The sequence below is a fragment of the Amycolatopsis magusensis genome (genome assembly GCF_017875555.1).
GTDB lineage: Bacteria > Actinomycetota > Actinomycetes > Mycobacteriales > Pseudonocardiaceae > Amycolatopsis > Amycolatopsis magusensis.
The window spans coordinates 3,251,132-3,268,169 of sequence record NZ_JAGGMS010000001.1 but is presented as its reverse complement, the minus strand read 5'-3'; the positions used below and the strand labels follow the sequence as shown (position 1 = coordinate 3,268,169).

The following is a 17,038-nucleotide window of genomic DNA, read 5'->3' as shown; positions in this document are numbered from 1 at the left end:
GCCAGGGCTACCGGGGCTGCCCGCGCTGCTTGGGCGCGGCGGCTAAGCGCCTGACCCCTCGCCGGTCTCGATGTGCAACGCGGTCTGCTCGGGCCCGGCTGCCTGCGCACGCCCGGCGTCCTCGGCGATCTCGTCCTTCTCGGTGTCGAAGGGCAGGCCGTCCTGGGTCGGCTGCAACTGCTGGGCAGGCGCTTCGGTGTCCCCGGTGGCGACGTCCGGATCGTCGGCCCAGTCGTCGCGATCGCCCAGCTCAAGCCCCTCGTTCTGCTCGGAACGCATGGCGCGCCCTCCTCTCACTCTTTGCCTGAACTACCACTTCGAGGGTGGGGCGAAACCCTCCGGGCGGGGACACAAATGTGGCTTTGGGGGCGGAATGCGCCCCCAAAGCCACATTTGTGTCCGCAGCCGTCCACAGGAGCCCGGTTGTCCACAGGGGTGCCGCTGACCAGCTACTTCGAGGGGTGGGACGGGATAGGATGGCTGCAGGGGCCGCCCCCGAGGGCGGGTGGGGGGCCGGTCTGGGAGGGCTGCGCGCAGCAGGCGGCATCGGGGCGTGAGGGGCTGGCACGGGGGCCGTGCGTCAGTTGAGGCGGCTTTCGAGTTGGTGAGTACCGGGTCGTTGATCGTCGGCCGCGTGGCAGTCGCTCAGCTGAAGGTGTTGGTCAGTTCGGCTACCAGGGTGGCGGCGTGTGCGCTGAATGCGACGTGGGCGTTCGGCGTGCCGGTGGCGTTGGGGCGGGTGTCCATGACGGTGCGGCCCACGGTGAGCGTGCTTTCCGTGTCGACGGTGACGTGCACGTGCTGGGTGCTGACGATGTCCGGGCGCACCAGGTAGGCCGTGCAGACGGCGTCGTGGACCGGGGCGGCGTCGGTGGCGGAGATGCCGCTGCCCGCGCTGTAGGCATCGATGCGCCGGGTGATGAGGTCCGCGGCGGCGGCGCCCGCCGGGGTGCCCAGTGCCGCCATCGCGGCGCAGTTCGCGCGCGTGACCAGCGCTTGGTGCGTGGCGTCCAGCGGGACCAGTGTCAGCCGTTCGAAGCCTGCGCTGAAGACCATCGCGGCGGCTTCGGGATCGGCCCAGATGTTGAACTCCGCCGAGGCCGTCACGTTGCCGTGGGCGTGCGCGCCACCCATGACGACCAGCTCGTCGACCGCGTCCACCAGCGAAGGGTCGATCGCGAGCACGGTCGCGATGTTGCTCAGCGGACCCACCGGCACCAAGGTCAGCTGCTCGGTCGCCGACCGCAGGGTCTCCAGCAGGTACTCCACCGCCGTGACGTCCTGCGCCTGGGACCGCGCCTCGGGCAGCGGGAGCGAGGTGCCGTGCATGTCACGGGCGGTGTCGCGCTCGTAGTGCTTCTGGCCGGGGAACCCGCGCCGGGCGATCGGGTGCGCCAGGCCCGCGTACACCGGCATGTCCGAGCGCCCGATCACGTCGAGCACCCGCAGCGTGTTGTCCGTGGTGTTCGCGAGCCCGACGTTGCCGCTGACCGTGGTGACGCCGAGCAGCTCCAGGTCCGGGTGCAACGCCGCGTGCATGATCGCCACGGCGTCGTCGGTGCCGGTGTCGACGTCCAGAATCAGCCTACGTGCCAACGAAACCCCGTTCCAACCGTGGCCGGACCGCGCGTTCCACCAGCACCGGGACGAAGCTCAGCACCCGGGCACCGGCGAACCGGCCCGCCTCCTGTTCCACGCACCGGTGCACGGCCCGCGCCGGGACGTCGGCATAGTCCCGGGAGAGCCGTTCCTCCAGCGCGCGCAGCTGCGCCGACAACTGTTCTCCGTGTAGATCATCCATGGTCGTCACCCGAACCGGTTACCCGCGTCACTGAACCCAGGATGAACGGCCGGTGAACGCCAGGGGCGAGGTTTCACCGGCGACCGAACGGGAACGCCTGATCCATGCGATTCGGGTACACACTGATGACCGAGCAGGCCGGCCCCAAGGAGCTGGTCCGCTTCGCCGGAGAAGCGGAGCGGGCCGGGTTCGACTTCGAGGTGATGAGCGACCACTACTCGCCGTGGCTGGACGAGCAGGGTCACGCGCCGTACGCCTGGAGCGTGCTCGGCGCGGTCACCCAGTCGACCGAACGCGTCGAGCTGATGACCTACGTGACCTGCCCGATCATGCGCTACCACCCGGCCGTGGTGGCGCAGAAGGCGGCGACCGTGCAGTTGCTCGCCGACGGCCGGTTCACCCTCGGCCTCGGTGCCGGCGAGAACCTCAACGAGCACGTCGTCGGCCAGGGCTGGCCACCGGCCAACGTCCGGCACGAGATGCTCGGCGAGGCGCTCGACATCATCCACGGCCTGTTCGACGGCGGCTACTTCAACTACGCGGGCAAGCACTACCGCGTCGACTCCGCCAAGCTGTGGGACCTGCCCGAGACCAAGCCCGGGATCGGCGTCGCGGTCTCCGGTGAGCAGTCGATCGCCGCGTTCGCGCCCAAGGCCGACACGCTGATCGCCGTCGAGCCGAAGGCCGAGCTGGTCCAGTCCTGGGACAGGCACACGGACGGGAACGGCCGCAAGGTCGGGCAGCTCCCCATCTGCTGGGACCCCGACCGCGGCGCCGCCGTCGAGCGCGCCCACGAGCAGTTCCGCTGGTTCGGCGGCGGCTGGAAGGTCAACGCCGAGCTGCCGGGGACCGCCGCGTTCGCCGGGGCCACCCAGTTCGTGCGGCAGGAGGACGTGGCCGAGTCGATCCCGTGCGGCCCGGACGTGGAGCCCATCGTGGAGGCGTTCAAGGGCTTCGCCGACGCCGGGTTCACCGACGTGGCGCTGGTGCAGATCGGCGGTGACCACCAGGACGGGTTCTTCGGCTTCGCCGAGCGCGAGCTGCTGCCCGCCCTGCGCGAAAAGCTGGGGTGAGCGCAGCGGATAATGTGGGCTCCTAGTCCAACCTGGTGAGCCCGAAAGGAATCCGGTGGAAACGCTCGAGTTCCAGGCCGAATCGCGCCAGCTGCTGCAGTTGATGGTCCATTCGCTCTATTCGAACAAGGACATCTTCCTGCGCGAGCTGATCTCCAACGCGTCCGACGCCCTCGACAAGCTCAAGCTCGAGGCGTATCGCAACAAGGACCTGGACGCGGACACGGCCGACCTGCACATCCGGCTCGAGGCCGACAAGGAGGCCCGCACGCTGACCGTGCGGGACAACGGCATCGGCATGTCGCGCGACGACGTGGTCGAGCTGATCGGCACGATCGCCAAATCGGGCACCGCCGAGGTGCTGCGCAAGCTGAAGGAGGCCAAGGACTCGACCGCCTCGGCCGACCTGATCGGCCAGTTCGGGGTCGGCTTCTACTCCAGCTTCATGGTCGCCGACAAGGTCACCCTGGTGACCCGGCGGGCCGGCGAGAGCCAGGGCACCAGCTGGGAGTCCACCGGCGAAGGCACCTACACCATCGACGAGGTCGCCGACGCCCCCGTGGGCACCGCGGTCACCCTGCACCTCAAGCCCGAGGACGCCGACGACCACCTCTACGACTACACCGCCGACTGGAAGCTCAAGGAGATCGTCCAGCGGTACTCCGACTTCATCACCTGGCCGGTCCGGCTGGGGAAGGACAGCACCGAGACGATCAACTCGATGAAGGCGCTCTGGGCCCGGTCGAAGGACGACGCGACCGAGCAGGAGTACCACGAGTTCTACAAGCACATCAGCCACGACTGGACCGATCCGCTGGAGACCATCCAGCTGCGGGCCGAGGGCACCTTCGAGTACCAGGCGCTGCTGTTCATCCCGTCGCACGCGCCGCTCGACTTGTACATGCGCGAGCGCAAGCGCGGCGTGCAGCTCTACGTCAAGCGCGTGTTCATCATGGACGACTGCGAAGCGCTGATGCCGGAGTACCTGCGGTTCGTCAAGGGTGTGGTGGACGCGCAGGACCTCTCGCTCAACGTCTCCCGCGAGATCCTGCAGCAGGACCGCCAGATCCAGCTGATGCGCCGCCGCCTGGTGAAGAAGGTGCTCAGCACGGTCAAGGCGATGATGAGCACCGAGCCGGAGAAGTACGCGACCTTCTGGAAGGAGTTCGGGCCGGCGGTCAAGGAGGGCCTGGTCAACGACTCCGACAACCGCGAGACCCTGCTCGAGATCTCGTCTTTCGACTCCACGAACGACGCCGAGAAGCCGACCACGCTGCGCGAGTACGTGGAGCGGATGAAGGACGGCCAGGAGCACATCTACTACCTGACCGGCGCGTCCCGCTCGATGATCGAACACTCGCCGCACATGGAAGCGTTCCGCGCCAAGGGGTACGAGGTCCTGGTGCTGACCGACGCGGTGGACGAGATGTGGGTCGAGTCGGTCACCGAGTTCGACGGCAAGAAGTTCCAGTCCATCGCCAAGGGCCAGGTCGACCTCGACTCCGAGGAGGAGAAGAAGGAGGGCGGCGCCCGGCAGAAGGACTTCGCCGGGCTGCTGGGCTGGATGGGCGAGACGCTGACGGAGCAGGTGAAGGAGGTCCGCCTCTCCTCGCGGCTGACCACCTCGCCGGCTTGCATTGTCGGTGACGCGAACGACATCTCGCCGACGCTGGAGAAGATGTACCGGGCGATGGGCCAGGAAATGCCGCAGATCAAGCGGATCCTGGAGCTGAACCCGGACCACGAGCTGGTCAGCGGGCTGCGCAAGGCGCACGAGGAGCGCAAGGACGACCCGGCGCTCGCCGAGACCGCGGAGATCCTCTACGGCATGGCGCTGCTGGCCGAGGGCGGCGAGCTGAGCGACCCGCCGCGCTTCATGCGGTTGCTGGCGGGCAGGCTCGCCAGTTCGATCTGACCGGCGGCCCGGGGTGCGACGGTTCTCGCACCCCGGGCCCCCTGGTCACAGGCGCAGGTAGCCCTGTTCGAGCAGTTGCTCGCCCATCCCCCGGTAGGCCTCCTGCACCGGCGGCGCGACCGTGGCGAGCCCGTCGACGTAGCGGTTGTACATGCAGAACGCCGCCGCGATGAGCACGGTGTCGTGGATCTCGACGTCGGTCGCGCCTTCCGCGCGGGCGGCCTCGACCAGCTCGGTCGTCACCGCCTGGCCGCTTTCCCGGACCGCCAGCGCGATCCACAGCAACGCCTTGAGCTTCGCCGAGACCGGGGCCTCGTCGACATTCCGCCAGGCGGCTTCGACCACGCCGAACCCGTCGTCCAGCGCGGCCGCGGCCACCGCGCCGTGGCTCGACGAGCAGAACGTGCAGTCGTTCCCCTTGGACACCACCGCCGCGATCAGTTCGCGCTCGCCGACGGACAGGCTGTTCGGCCCGCGCAGGAGTGCTTCGGCGAGGCGCCCGAGCGGATCCGCCGTTTCCGGGCGGAAGGCGAACAACGCGCGGATTCCGGGGAGCTGGGGATCGAGTTCGATGTGCGGCAACGGTCCTCCTGGTGTCGGCGGAACTCGCCGATCACCCTAGGGCCCGCCGCACGCGCCGGACTCGAACCAGGCGCCCCGGATCACCTCAGCGTTTCGCCGTAGACGTGGGCCACCGCCAGCTTCATCAGCACCCGGTGGTCGGCGACCATCACCGACCGGTACTCGTCCCAGTCGGGGTGCTCGCCCGCGGCTTTGCGGTAGTACTCGACCAGCGCCTCGACCTCCGGGCCCCGCGGATCGGTGCCCGGCCCGACGAGCGTCACCGGGCCTTCGGCGGTCGCCCACGTCCAGCCGTCGGCACTGGTGACCTCGAGTGCGGCCCGCGGGTCCCGGCGCAGGTTCTTCGTCTTGGCGCGCCCTTCGGTCAGCGAGACGTAGATGATGTCGGCCTCGCGGTCGTAGTACGGCGTGACCGGCGAGAGCTGCGGGAGGCCGTTCGACCTGATCGTCGCGAGCACCCCGATCTTGCTCTCGGCGAGCAGGTCGCGCGGGTCGTACGGGTCGGCGCTCAAGCTCCCACCTCCGACGGTGTGCGGAACACTTCGATCATCGCAGCGTATCCGTCACCGCCGCGGCCCGCCGCGATCGCGCGGTCGGCGAACGCCTTGACCGACTTCGGCAGTTCCGTGTTGATCCCGGCCGCCTCGCTCTCGTGCACGAGGTGGTCCATGGCGGCCAGGTGGGTGTCGATCGTGGAGTCGTACGCGGGGTAGGCGCCCTCGTCGATCTGCTTCGCGTAACCGGGGGTCCAGTCGGCGACGGTGGCGGCCATCCGCGTGGTCAGGTCGGCGAACGCCGACGCGGGCACCCCCGCGCTGCCCAGCAGGGCGGCACCCTGCAGGAAGCCGTTCAGCACGCTCCACATCAGCCCGAGCACGGCGATGTCGTGCAGCGCCGACAGGCCGTGGTCGGTACCGAGGTACGTGGTCGGGCCGAGGCTGCGCAACACCGGTTCGTACTGCTCGAAGGCCTCCGCCGGGCCGCTGTGGAGCAGGATGGCGTCGGGCGTGGCGATGGCCTGGGGCACGGCCAGGATCACGCCGTCGAGGTAGGTGGCGCCGAGCCCGGCCGCCCAGGCGGCGGTCTCGCGGGCCTGCTCCGAGGTGCCGGAGGTGAGGTTCACCAGCGCGCGGCCTTCGAGCAGGGCACCGTGCGGGTCGAGCAGTCCGTGGAAGGCTTCGTAGTCGGAGACGCAGACGACGATGAGCGGGTTGGCGGTGAGGGCGTCCTGGAGCGAACCGGCGAGCGTGACGCCCTCGGCGACCAGGTCGTCCGCCTTGGCCGCCGTGCGGTTCCACACGGTCGTGGGGTGCCCGCCGCGCAGGAACGCCCCGGCCAGTGCTCGGCCCATCAGTCCGAGGCCGAGCACTGTCACCGGGTGCGTGGAGTTCTTGGTGGTCATGCGGCCATCGTGAACCTTCACACCGGTATGAAGGTCAAGGGCAGAAGCTGTCCGATTCCTGGAGCTGCCCGGTGAGCAGGTACTGGGTCACGGTGTCGTCGCCGCAGGCGTTGCCGTTGGCGCGGTAGGCGCCGTGCCCGCCGGAGTCCACGGTGACCATGCGTGCCCGGTCCCCCAGCGCCCGGCGCATCTCCCGCGCACCGGCGAGCGGAGTCGACGGGTCACGCATGTTCTGCACCATCAGCACGTTCGACGGCCCGTCGTCGGTGATCCGCACCGGCTTCACCGGCTCGAACGGCCAGAACGAGCACGGCGTGATGTTCACCGGCATGCCGGCGGTCAGCGGGTACCGCTCGCGGCTCTCGGCGACAGCGCGTTCGTGCGCCTTCACCGAACCCGGCCAGTCGACGTCGTTGCAGATCGTGGAAACGGCGATCGCGCTGGTGTTCTGCAGCACGTCCTCGGGCGGTTGCGGCTGAGGGGGCACGGGCGAGCCGTCCCTGGCCGCGATCATCAGCTTGGCGAACGGCTCGAAACCCTTGTCGGTGTACAGGTTCCGCAGCAGCGCCTCCCGCAGTCCGTTGCCGGTCAGGCCGGGGAGCGGCTTGTGGTCCAGCCGCGCGGCGAGGTCCAGGAACAGCGGGCGGATGGCCGCCGGATCGTCGGCCAGGCGCAGTGCGTTGGCCGGATCCGCCGCCCAGCGCGCGAAATCGGGGAACCGGTCCTCGACGCCGATCTGGTAGTTCGCCAGCCAGCCGCGGGCCACCGTGCGCGGGTCGCCGGTGCTGTCCAGCACCACCCGGTCGGTGTGCTGCGGGAACATCGTCGCGTAGACCGCGCCGACGTAGGTGCCGTACGAAAGGCCCCAGTACGAAAGCTTGCGCTCCCCCAGCGCCTGGCGCAGGCGGTCGAGGTCCCGTACCTCGTTCTTCGTGTTGATGTGCGGCAGGACCTCGCCGCCGTTGCGCCGGCAGGCGTCAGCGATCCGCTTGCCCTGCGCGACATTGGCGTCGATACCGCCGTCGGGCGCGGGCCACGGCATCGTGCGGCCGTTGTCCTCCGGCGACATCGCGCAGCTGATCGGCGTGCTCTTGCCGACCCCGCGTGGATCGAAGCCCACCACGTCGAACCGCTCGCGCAGCTCGGCCGGTAGGTCCACTGTGGAGGGACGATTCAGGCCGGAACTACCCGGCCCGCCGGGGATCAGCAGCAGCACGCCGTGCCGCGCGTCCGGCCGCTTCGCCGGGATGCGTGACACCCGGACGTCGATTTCCTGGCCGTGTGGCTTCCGGTAGTCCAGCGGAACCCGCAGCGTGGCGCATTCCTGCGGTTCGGCACTACCGGCGACCGGGCACGGCTCCCACCGCAGGGGCCCGGGCGGCGGCGCACCCGAAGCCGTCGCCGGAACCGCCAGACCCACCAGGCACAGGGCGCTGAGCAAGACCATTCTCATGGGCCCAACCCTGGCCCGGCGCCCGCGCCGAGCCCACCGGGCCAGCCACAGGATTCACGGTAGGGCGGGCCCCACCGGCATCTGCCGCAGCACGTCCAGCACCACGTGCTCGGGCACGTCGCGGACCAGCTCGGCCCCGTTCGGGCCGTCGAGCGCGAACGCCAGTCCCGAAGTCGCCTTCTTGTCCAGGGTCATCAGGCGGACCAGCTCGGCCAGATCCATTCCCGGCGGCAACTCCGACGGGCAGCCGTACGACAGCACCACTTCGAGGTGTTCGTCCACGCGTGCCTGGTCGATCCGGCCGAGCGCGCCGGCCAGCCGTCCGGCGAACACCGTGCCGATCGCGACGGCTTCCCCGTGCCGCAACCGGAAATCGGTGGCCCGTTCCAGCGCGTGCCCGAGGGTGTGCCCGTAGTTCAGGATGTGCCGCAGCCCGGAATCGCGTTCGTCCTGGGACACGATCTCGGCCTTGCGGCGCACGCTCGCGGCGATCTGGCCGGCCAATGGCAGCGACCGCAACTCGCCCGCGCCGATGAAGTGCGCGCGGGCGATCTCGCCGTAACCGTTGATCCACTCGCGCCGCGGCAGCGTCTCCAGGAAGTCCGTGTCGCACAGGACGGCGGCGGGCTGCCAGTAGGCGCCGACGAGGTTCTTGCCCTCAGGCAGGTTCACCGCGGTCTTGCCACCCACGCTCGCGTCCACCTGTGCCAGCAGCGAAGTCGGCAGGTGCACCACCGGGATCCCGCGGTGGTACAGCGCCGCGGCCAGCCCGGCGACGTCGGTCAGCGTGCCGCCACCACACGACACCACCGCGTCCGAGCGCGTCAGGCCGAACCCGGCGAACCGGCGGCAGAGGTCCTCCACCGTCGCCAGCGTCTTGTCCTCTTCGCCCTCCCTGCCGGTCAGCACGATCGACTCGACCCCGGGATCCGGCAGCGCTTCCGCCGGGCGGGCCGACACGATGGCGGCTCGCCGAACCCCCAGGCCGGCGAGCACCCCACCGAGCAGGTGCCGGGTCCCCGCGCCGACGTGCACCGGGTACGACCGGTCACCGAGGTCGACGTCGATCCGCTGCGACATCAGGCACTCGCCTCCACCGCGACCGCGGACGGGCACAGGGCGAGCAGTTCCTCCGGGCGCTCCAGCACCACGTCCGGACCCGCGGCCAGCAGGTCGGCCGTGTTGCCTTCGCAGCCCCAGACCGCCGCGACGGCGGTGACCCCGGCGGCCTGCGCGCTCTGCAGGTCGGTGACCGCGTCGCCGATCATCATCGACCGGTCCGCGGGCACGTCGAGCACGTCCATCGCGTGCAGCACGATGTCCGGGGCGGGCTTCGGGTGGGCGATCTCGTCCGAGCCGATCACCACGTCGAACAGGTCGATCAGGCCGAGTGTGCGCAGCAGGGACCGCGCTCGCGGCCCGCTCTTGCCGGTGGCCACCGCGATCCGGTGCCCGCGCTCGCGCAGCGTGGCGATCGTGTCGCGCACCCCGTCGTGCACCTTGACCTCGCCGGCGAGCCGGTAGCTCTCGCGGACGAACGGCTCCTCCATCGCCAGCGGCAGCCCCATGATCCGCATGATGTCCGGGAAGTACCGGCCGAGGTGCTTGTTGTACTCCTCGAACGGCGGGTGCCCCTCGCCGACGACCTCGGCGTAGGCCAGGTCGAAGGCCTGGCGCATCACCGCGAAGCTGTCCACGATCACGCCGTCGAGGTCGAAGACCACCCCGAGCGGCCGGTTGAGCTGCATCGTCATGCCGACCTCCTGGTGAGGCGCCGCACCGAGCCGTAGACGCCTTCGATCACCCGCACGGTCTTGCGGGCGTCCTCGATCGCCCTGCCCTGCGCCGCCGGGTCCGCCAGCAGGCCGGGCAGTTCGGTGAGCTGCCGGTCGTACTCCGAGCCGATCGGCTCGTCGGGTACCGGCAGCACCACGGTTTCGCCGTCGCAGGTCAGGCTCAGCACCGGCCCGTCCTCGCGGTTCGGGCTGAAGCCGAAGGTGCAGCGCAGCCGGGCGGTGCCCTCGCTGCCGTGCACGGTCACGCTGGTCACGTCGCGTTCCTCGTGCGACGCCCAGCTCGCGCGGACCAGCACCGAGGTGCCGTCGTCGGTGACCAGGAAGGCGTTCGCGGTGTCCTCGACGTCACCGGCGGCACCGGCACCCGCGTCGTGGCGCCACACCGCGCCCCGCGAGCTGTCGTTCACGAAGTCGGCCGAGACCGAGCCGACGACCTGGTCGATCTCGGCGTCTCCGAGCAGCGGTCCGGCCACGTCGAGCAGGTGCCAGCCGAGGTCGACCAGCGCACCGCCACCGGCGTAGCGGCGATCGGTGAACCAGCCGTCGCCGGAGGGGACGCCGCGGGCGCGAATCCAGCTCAGCTCGATGTGCCGGATGTGGCCGAGTTCCTTGCGCAGGTCGTGCAGGGCGAGGATGTCGGCGCGGAAGTTGGCCGCGCTGCCCGCCAGCAGGGTCGCCCGCCCGGCGCGCTCGGCGGCGGCCAGCGAGTCGACCTCCTCGGTGGACAGGCAGACCGGCTTCTCCAGGAACACCGAGACCCCGTCGAGCAGCAGGCCCTTGGCCACGTCGTGGTGCAGGTGGTTCGGCACCGCGACCACGGCCAGGTCGACCTGGATGTTCTTCAGTTCGTCCACACTGGACAGCAGGCGGAGGTCTTCGCCGGCTTCGCGGCGCACGGTGCTGCGGATGACCGCCTCGGGATCGACCGCGGCGACCACTTCGAAGGCGGGGTGGGCCTGCAGGCGGGGCAGCCAGATCGACCGCCCCGCCCAGCCGAGGCCGACCACCGCGACCCGGTACGTCTTCATCGCGCGCCCAGCACTTCGGCGACGATGGCCGCGGTGTCGTGCATCTGCTGCTCGGTGCCCAGCAGGGTCCGGTGGTGCAGCCACACGCAGTCGCGGTAGAGCTCTTCGGTGACCGGGCAGCGCGCGGCGATCTCCTCGACCGTCTCCGCGGGCGCGCCCTTCTCCCAGAAGCCGTCGACGCGGTAGATCGCGCGGAAGGCGGCGAACGCGGGCACGCCGCGCTCGATCAGCGCGTCGACCAGTTCGTTGCGCTGCTCCTCGGTGATGCCAGGGACGCGGATCATCGCCATGTAGTGCGGGTTGCGCTCGCAGCGCTCGTCCCGCGACTGCGCGACCACGCCGGGGATCTCGCCGAGCAGGCCACCCAGCAGGCGCCAGCGCTCTTCGCGGGTGTCGATCTGACCGTCGAGGCGGGCCAGCTGCGCCCGCAGCACGGCGGCGGTGAACTCGTTCATCCGGAAGTTCGAGCCGGAGGTCTGGTGCAGGTAGCGGCGGTCGGTGCGGGGGCGGCCGCAGCTGTGGCGCAGGAACGCCTGCTCGTAGGACTCGGAGTCGGGGAAGGTGACCGCGCCGCCTTCACCGGCCGTCATCAGCTTGCCGTTCTGGAAGCTGAACGCGGCGATGGAACCCAGTTCACCGACGCGCTTGCCCTGCCAGGTGGCGCCGTGCGCGTGCGCGGCGTCCTGGATGATCGCCACCCCGGCGTCGTTGGCGATCTTGGCCAGACCGTCCATGTCGGACATGTGCCCGGCCATGTGCACCGGCATGATCGCGCGGGTGCGGGTGGTGATCAGCTCGGCCGCCGCGCTGGCGTCGATGCAGTAGGTGTACGGGTCGACGTCCACCGGGATCGCGGTGCCGCCGAGGCGCTGCACGGCCTGGGAGGAGGAGATGAAGGTGAAGGCGGGCACCAGAACCTCGGTGTCCGGGCCGACGCCGAGCACCTCGAGCGCGAGTTCCAGTGCGTGCGTGCCGTTGGTGACGGCGAGCGCGTGCGGGGCGCCGTGGTAGTCGGCGAACTCCTGCTCGAAGGTGTCCACCTCCTTACCGCCCATGCGCCACCAGCCGTCTTGTTCGAGCGCACGCAGGAGGCCGTCGCGTTCGCCGTCGTCGAACTGCGGCCACGCCGGGTATTGGGGGGCAGGGGTCGGACGAGCATTCATCGGGCTACTCCGGTTCGGCTTGGGTGAAAGCTGCGATTCCGTGGTTGTGTTCGAGCGTAAGTGCGGGTCAGCGCACCCCCAACCCCGACGACCCCCCTATGGGGTCCGTCCGGCAATTCGTCCGGGATATTCACCAGGAATGGCGAGGACTAGTGTTTTCCCCAGTGCTGATTGGCCGCGAGCAACACCGCGCCGTGCAGTGAGGACAGTCCGCCGAGCGCGGCGGGCTGAATCGGCACCACCGGTTTTCCGTTGGCGGCCAGGGTTTTCGCCTGTGCCGCCACCTCGGCGGCGAAGCCGGGCAGTGCCGCGGCGAACCCGCCGCCGATCAGCACCCGTGAGGGGTGCGCCAGCTCGGCGATGCCGACCGCGGCGGCCGCGAGCGCGGCGCAACTCTCCTGCACCGCGGCCAGTGCCCAGCCGCGCGCGTCCTGGTAGGCCTGGCAGAACTCGTCGAATCCCGGTTCGTGGCCGAGGAGTCCGGCGGCACGGCGGAGTGTGGCCGGGCCCGAGGCCAGCGCCTGCACGCAGCCCGAACGCCCGCAGCCGCACGCGGGCCCGTTGCGGTCGACGATGAGATGACCCAGCTCACACGAGCCGCGGGCCAGGCCGGGCCAGGGCCGTCCACCCGAGACGATCCCGCCGCCGATCCCGGTGCCGACACCGAAGTAGACGAGGTCGGCGCACCCGGCCGCGTCCGCTTCGGCGACCGCGGCCAGGTCACCGTCGTCGGCGAAACTCACCGGGGTACTGGGGAAAATCTCGTCGAAGAGGGTGTAGAGGTCGGCGCCCGTCCAGCCGGGGCGGCTGGGCCAGGTGGTCACCCTGCCGGTGTGGTCCACCGTGGCGGGCATGGCCACGCCGACCGCGTCGGGCTCGCCGAGTTCCCGGACGGCTTCGGCGATTCTCGCCAGGTCGTCACGGATGTCGCGAAAGGGGGTCCAGCGCATTTCACCGGTGCGCTTCCCCATGCGGAATGCGACTTTGGTGCCGCCGACGTCGATACCGAGGTGATTGGTCATGGCCTTCCCACCGGACTGAGCGAATTCGGGCGCGGTGCGTGTTAGGACTGCGAGTATGGACGAACTGCTGCTGATGAACGGCCCAAATCTGGGCATTCTGGGAAAACGCGAGGTCGAGGTCTACGGCTCCAGCACCCTCGCCGACATCGAGGCCATGGTCGCCGCCGAGGTCGCGGAACGCGGCTGGCGCGTCACCTCGGTGCAGAACGACTGCGAGGGTGAGCTGATCCGGACGCTGCAGGACAGCTACGACACCGTCGGCGCCATCATCAACCCGGGGGCGCTGATGATCGCGGGCTGGTCCCTGCGGGACGCACTGGCGAACTACCCGCGGCCGTGGATCGAGGTCCACCTGTCGAACGTGTGGGCCAGGGAGCAGTTCCGGCACGAATCCGTCCTGGCCCCCCTGGCCAGCGGCGTCATCGTCGGCCTCGGCGCCGACGGCTACCGCCTGGCCGCCCAAGCCCTCCTCCGCACCCTCCCCGCCTGACCCCACCCGAACGCGGGGTTCAGCTTCCCGAGCGTGGGGTTCGCCTGCCTGAACGCGGGTTTCGGCTTCCTGAACGTGGTTCTCATGCCATGCGAACCCCACACTCAGGCACCCGAACCTCACGTTCGTGCGCCCGAACCCCACACTCGCGCAGCTGAACCTCACACTCGGGAAGCCGAGTTGCACGTTCGGGCACCTGAACTTCACGTTCACGAGTGGGGTGGGGCAATGAATGTGGCTGGGTGGCCACATTCATTGCGTGGGCCCCTGAGGGCACCCCGTGGGGCTGCGGCCGGGCGGGCGTCCTGGTGGGGCCTCGCGCCGGCCGCGGGTGGGCCGTCCGGTCAGGACATGCCCAGCTCCTCGTCCAGCAGGGCGAACACCTCGTCGTCCGACGCCGAGTCCAGGTCGAGTTCGGCGTCTTCCGGCTTGGCCCCCGAACGCTGCGAGGCCCACCGCGTGCGCAGCACCTCGAGGCGGCCCGCCACCTGCTTGAACGTCTGGTCGTCGACCGCGGCCCGGCCGATCGACTGCTCCAGTTTCGCCAGTTCGGCCAGCAACGCCGCCCCGGCATCCACTGTGGACTCCGGTACCAGCTGCCCCCGCAGCAGGGCGACCAGTTCGTTGGGCGTCGGGTAGTCGAAGACCAGCGTGGCGGGCAGTTTCAGGCCCGTCGCCCCGGTCAGCCGGTTCCGCAGTTCGACCGCGGTGAGCGAGTCGAAGCCCAGCTCCTTGAACTGCCGGTCCGGCTCGACCTCGCCGCCGTCGGTGTACCCGAGCACCGCGGCCACCTGCTCCCGCACCAGCGCCATCAGCGCTTCTTCGCGTTCCACGTCGCTCAGCCCGGCGAGCCGCCGCAGCAGGGTGTCCGCCGTTTCGACCCCGGCCGCCGACCGCTTCGCCCGCGTCCGGATCAGCCCACGCAGCAACGGCGCGACCTCCGGCTGAGCCCGCAGCACCGAGAGATCCAATCGCACCGGCAGCAAAGCAGGCTCGGCCGCGGCCAGCGAGGCGTCGAACAGCGCCAGGCCCTGCTCGACCGTCACCGCCGGCATGCCCGAGCGCGCCATCCGCTCGGCGTCGGCCCCGGACAGCATGCCCGTCTGCGCCCACGCGCCCCAGCCCAGCGACAACGCCGGGAGCCCGAGGTCACGCCGGTAGGCCGCGAAGGCGTCCAGCCAAGCGTTCGCCGCCGCGTAGTTGCCCTGCCCCGCGTTGCCGAACACCCCGGCCGCCGACGAGAACACCACGAACGCCGACAGCTCCCCGCCGAACGAGTGCAGGTTCCACACCGCGTCGACCTTCGGCCGCAGCACCGCGCTCAACCGCTCCGGCGTCAGCGAGCCGATCGTGCCGTCGTCCAGCACACCCGCGGTGTGCACCACGGCCCGCACCTCGTGCTTGCCGAACAACGCGGCGACCGCGTCCCGGTCGGTCACGTCGCAGGCCTCGATCGACACCGACGCACCCAGCGCGGTCAACTCGGACTCCAGTTCCGCAGCGCCCTCGGCCGCCGAACCGCGGCGGCTGACCAGCAGCAGGTCCCGGACGCCCCGAGAGGTGACCAGGTGCCGTGCCAGTTCCGCGCCCAGCCCGCCGGTGCCACCGGTGATCAGCACCTGGCCGTCCCAGGTGAACGGCTCCGCGGTGACCTCGGCCCTGGCGATCCGCGCCGCCAGCGCCAGCCCGTCGCGGATGGCCACCTGCGGTTCCTCCACGGTCAGCGCCTGCGGCAGCACCGCCACCGAAAGCCCACCCGCGTCGAGGTCGACCAGCCCGAACCGGCCGGGGTTCTCCGACTGCGCCGAGCGCACCAGGCCCCAGACCGCCGCGGCCGCCAGGTCCGGCGAGTCGCCGTCCTCCGCCGCCACCGCACCCCGCGTGACGAAGACCAGCCGCGAATCGGCGAACCGCTCCTCGGTCACCCACTGCTGCAGCATCCCGAGCACCCGCGCGGTCACCTCGTGTGCCGAAGCCACCACGTCCTCGGTACCGGTGATCGGCGCGACCACCGTGCCCGGCACCTCACCGTCCACAATGGAGGCGAGATCGGCGTACGGCTCTCCGGCCGCCAGCGGCTCCGCGAGCCCCAGCTCGTCCGGTCCGACCACGGCGACCGCGAGCATGCCCGGCTCCATCGCCGCCGGGACCCAGTCCAGCTTGAACAGTGAGTCCCGCGAAACGTCGGTCACCTGCTCGGCGGACACCCCGCGCACCACCAGCGACGCGATCGAGGCGACCGGCTGCCCGGAGGTGTCGGCCGCGGCGATCGCCATCGTGTCGCCCGCGGTGCGGATGCGGACCCGCAGCGTGCGTGCCCCGGTCGCGTGCAACGAGACGCCCTCCCAGGAGAACGGCAGCCCGCCCTCGCCGGAGCCCGCCAGCAGGGACGCGTGCAGCGTCGAGTCGAGCAGCGCCGGGTGCAGCCCGAAGCCGTCGACCGAAACCTCGTCGTCCAGCGTGACCTCGGCGAAGAGGTCCTCGCCGTCCTTCCAGACCGACCGCAGGCCCTGGAACACCGGGCCGTAGCCGAAGCCGATCTCGGCGAACTTCTCGTAACAGCCCTCGACCGAAACGGCCTCCGCACCGGCCGGCGGCCAGACGGTGGCGTCGAACTCGGCGCGTTCCACGCCCTCGGCCAGCGAACCGCTCGCGTGCTCGGTCCACGGCAGGTCGACCGCGTCCTCCGGCCGCGAGTACACCGCGACCGAGCGGCTGCCCGACTCGTCCGGCAGCCCCACCGCGACCTGGACCTGCACGGCTCCCGACTCCGGCAGCACCAGCGGCGCGGCCAGGGTCAGCTCCTCGATGCGGTCGCAGCCCAGTTCGTCGCCCGCGCGCAGCGCCAGCTCCACGAACGCGGTGCCCGGCAGCATCGGCCGTCCCATCACCGTGTGCTCGGCGAGCCACGGGTGCGAGCCCAGCGAAAGCCTGCTGGTGAACAGCACACCCTGCCCGGCGGCCAGTTCGACGCCCGCGCCCAGCAGCGGGTGCTCCATCGAGACCAGGCCCAGCCCGGAGGCGTCGCCGCCGCGGGAGACCGAGCCCGACGGCCAGAACCGCTGGTGCTGGAAGGCGTAGGTCGGCAGCTCCACCTGTCGTGCCCCCGTTCCGGCGAAGAACCTCCGCCAGTCGACGTCCACCCCGTTCACGTGCAGCCTGCCCAGCGCGGTGACCGCGGCCTGCTCCTCGTCCCGGTCCTTGCGCAGCAGCGGCACCAGCACCGCGTCCTCGGGCGCCGACTCGGCGGCCATCGCCGAGACCACGCCGTCCGGGCCCAGCTCCAGGAACGCCGTGACGCCATGGGACACCA

Annotated in this window: 16 protein-coding genes (1 of these 16 only partly in view); 3 read left to right on the top strand and 13 right to left on the bottom strand. The window is 70.7% G+C overall.

Features of this window, described 5'->3' with window-relative positions; translation table 11 throughout:
* Positions 1-42: 42 nt before the first annotated feature.
* From JOM49_RS14375 to JOM49_RS14365, 3 genes are all read right to left on the bottom strand, one after another.
* Positions 43-279: a hypothetical protein gene (locus JOM49_RS14375; protein ID WP_209664780.1), complete on the bottom strand. Its 237-nt coding sequence runs from the start codon at positions 277-279 to the stop codon at positions 43-45.
* A 366-nt stretch (positions 280-645) separates the two neighbouring features.
* Entirely contained in the window at positions 646-1,596 is a 951-nt protein-coding gene (locus tag JOM49_RS14370; protein ID WP_209664779.1) for a nucleoside hydrolase, read from the bottom strand.
* A complete protein-coding gene (locus tag JOM49_RS14365; RefSeq protein WP_245369330.1) occupies positions 1,586-1,801 on the bottom strand; it encodes a three-helix bundle dimerization domain-containing protein in 216 nt (71 codons plus the stop codon). Before JOM49_RS14365 ends, JOM49_RS14370 begins: the two co-directional genes overlap by 11 nt.
* Before the next feature lie 104 nt (positions 1,802-1,905).
* Between JOM49_RS14365 and JOM49_RS14360 the strand changes: the two genes are divergently transcribed.
* Both JOM49_RS14360 and htpG read left to right on the top strand, forming a co-directional pair.
* Entirely contained in the window at positions 1,906-2,874 is a 969-nt protein-coding gene (locus JOM49_RS14360; protein WP_209664777.1) for an LLM class F420-dependent oxidoreductase, read from the top strand.
* Between the two features lie 55 nt (positions 2,875-2,929).
* Entirely contained in the window at positions 2,930-4,789 is a 1,860-nt protein-coding gene (htpG, locus tag JOM49_RS14355; RefSeq protein ID WP_209664776.1) for a molecular chaperone HtpG, read from the top strand.
* Between the two features lie 45 nt (positions 4,790-4,834).
* On the opposite strand, the gene JOM49_RS14350 is transcribed toward htpG, so the two are convergent.
* The 9 genes from JOM49_RS14350 to JOM49_RS14310 form a co-directional block, all read right to left on the bottom strand.
* Positions 4,835-5,371 carry a carboxymuconolactone decarboxylase family protein gene (locus tag JOM49_RS14350; RefSeq protein ID WP_209664775.1) on the bottom strand — a complete coding sequence of 179 codons (537 nt, stop codon included), beginning with the start codon at positions 5,369-5,371 and terminating at the stop codon, positions 4,835-4,837.
* Positions 5,372-5,451: 80 nt separating this feature from the next.
* Positions 5,452-5,883, bottom strand: a complete 432-nt coding sequence (locus JOM49_RS14345; RefSeq protein WP_209664774.1) for a PPOX class F420-dependent oxidoreductase — start codon at positions 5,881-5,883, stop codon at positions 5,452-5,454.
* Entirely contained in the window at positions 5,880-6,773 is an 894-nt protein-coding gene (locus tag JOM49_RS14340; RefSeq protein WP_209664773.1) for an NAD(P)-dependent oxidoreductase, read from the bottom strand. Before JOM49_RS14340 ends, JOM49_RS14345 begins: the two co-directional genes overlap by 4 nt.
* A gap of 34 nt (positions 6,774-6,807) precedes the next feature.
* Positions 6,808-8,226, bottom strand: a complete 1,419-nt coding sequence (locus JOM49_RS14335) for an alpha/beta hydrolase (protein WP_209664772.1) — start codon at positions 8,224-8,226, stop codon at positions 6,808-6,810.
* Positions 8,227-8,280: 54 nt separating this feature from the next.
* Positions 8,281-9,306 (bottom strand): 3-dehydroquinate synthase family protein, encoded by a 1,026-nt coding sequence (locus JOM49_RS14330; RefSeq protein ID WP_209664771.1) that lies wholly within the window; start codon positions 9,304-9,306, stop codon positions 8,281-8,283.
* Positions 9,306-9,980 carry an HAD-IA family hydrolase gene (locus JOM49_RS14325; protein ID WP_245369329.1) on the bottom strand — a complete coding sequence of 225 codons (675 nt, stop codon included), beginning with the start codon at positions 9,978-9,980 and terminating at the stop codon, positions 9,306-9,308. Before JOM49_RS14325 ends, JOM49_RS14330 begins: the two co-directional genes overlap by 1 nt.
* The gene (locus tag JOM49_RS14320) at positions 9,977-11,050 is read right to left on the bottom strand and encodes a Gfo/Idh/MocA family protein (protein ID WP_209664770.1); all 1,074 of its coding nucleotides are present in this window, start codon (positions 11,048-11,050) and stop codon (positions 9,977-9,979) included. The genes JOM49_RS14325 and JOM49_RS14320 overlap by 4 nt, the downstream gene beginning before the upstream one ends.
* A complete protein-coding gene (locus JOM49_RS14315; protein ID WP_209664769.1) occupies positions 11,047-12,213 on the bottom strand; it encodes a DegT/DnrJ/EryC1/StrS family aminotransferase in 1,167 nt (388 codons plus the stop codon). The genes JOM49_RS14320 and JOM49_RS14315 overlap by 4 nt, the downstream gene beginning before the upstream one ends.
* Positions 12,214-12,362: 149 nt before the next feature.
* Positions 12,363-13,235: an ROK family protein gene (locus JOM49_RS14310; protein ID WP_209664768.1), complete on the bottom strand. Its 873-nt coding sequence runs from the start codon at positions 13,233-13,235 to the stop codon at positions 12,363-12,365.
* A 55-nt stretch (positions 13,236-13,290) separates the two neighbouring features.
* Between JOM49_RS14310 and JOM49_RS14305 the strand changes: the two genes are divergently transcribed.
* Positions 13,291-13,725 carry a type II 3-dehydroquinate dehydratase gene (locus tag JOM49_RS14305; RefSeq protein WP_209664767.1) on the top strand — a complete coding sequence of 145 codons (435 nt, stop codon included), beginning with the start codon at positions 13,291-13,293 and terminating at the stop codon, positions 13,723-13,725.
* A 344-nt stretch (positions 13,726-14,069) separates the two neighbouring features.
* Here JOM49_RS14305 and JOM49_RS14300 read toward each other — a convergent pair whose 3' ends face one another.
* Positions 14,070-17,038: the 3' end of a type I polyketide synthase gene (locus JOM49_RS14300; RefSeq protein ID WP_209664766.1), read on the bottom strand. The gene runs 26,677 nt beyond the window's last position; only the last 2,969 of its 29,646 coding nucleotides appear in the window; the start codon falls outside the window, past its right edge — the gene reads right to left on this strand; the stop codon is at positions 14,070-14,072.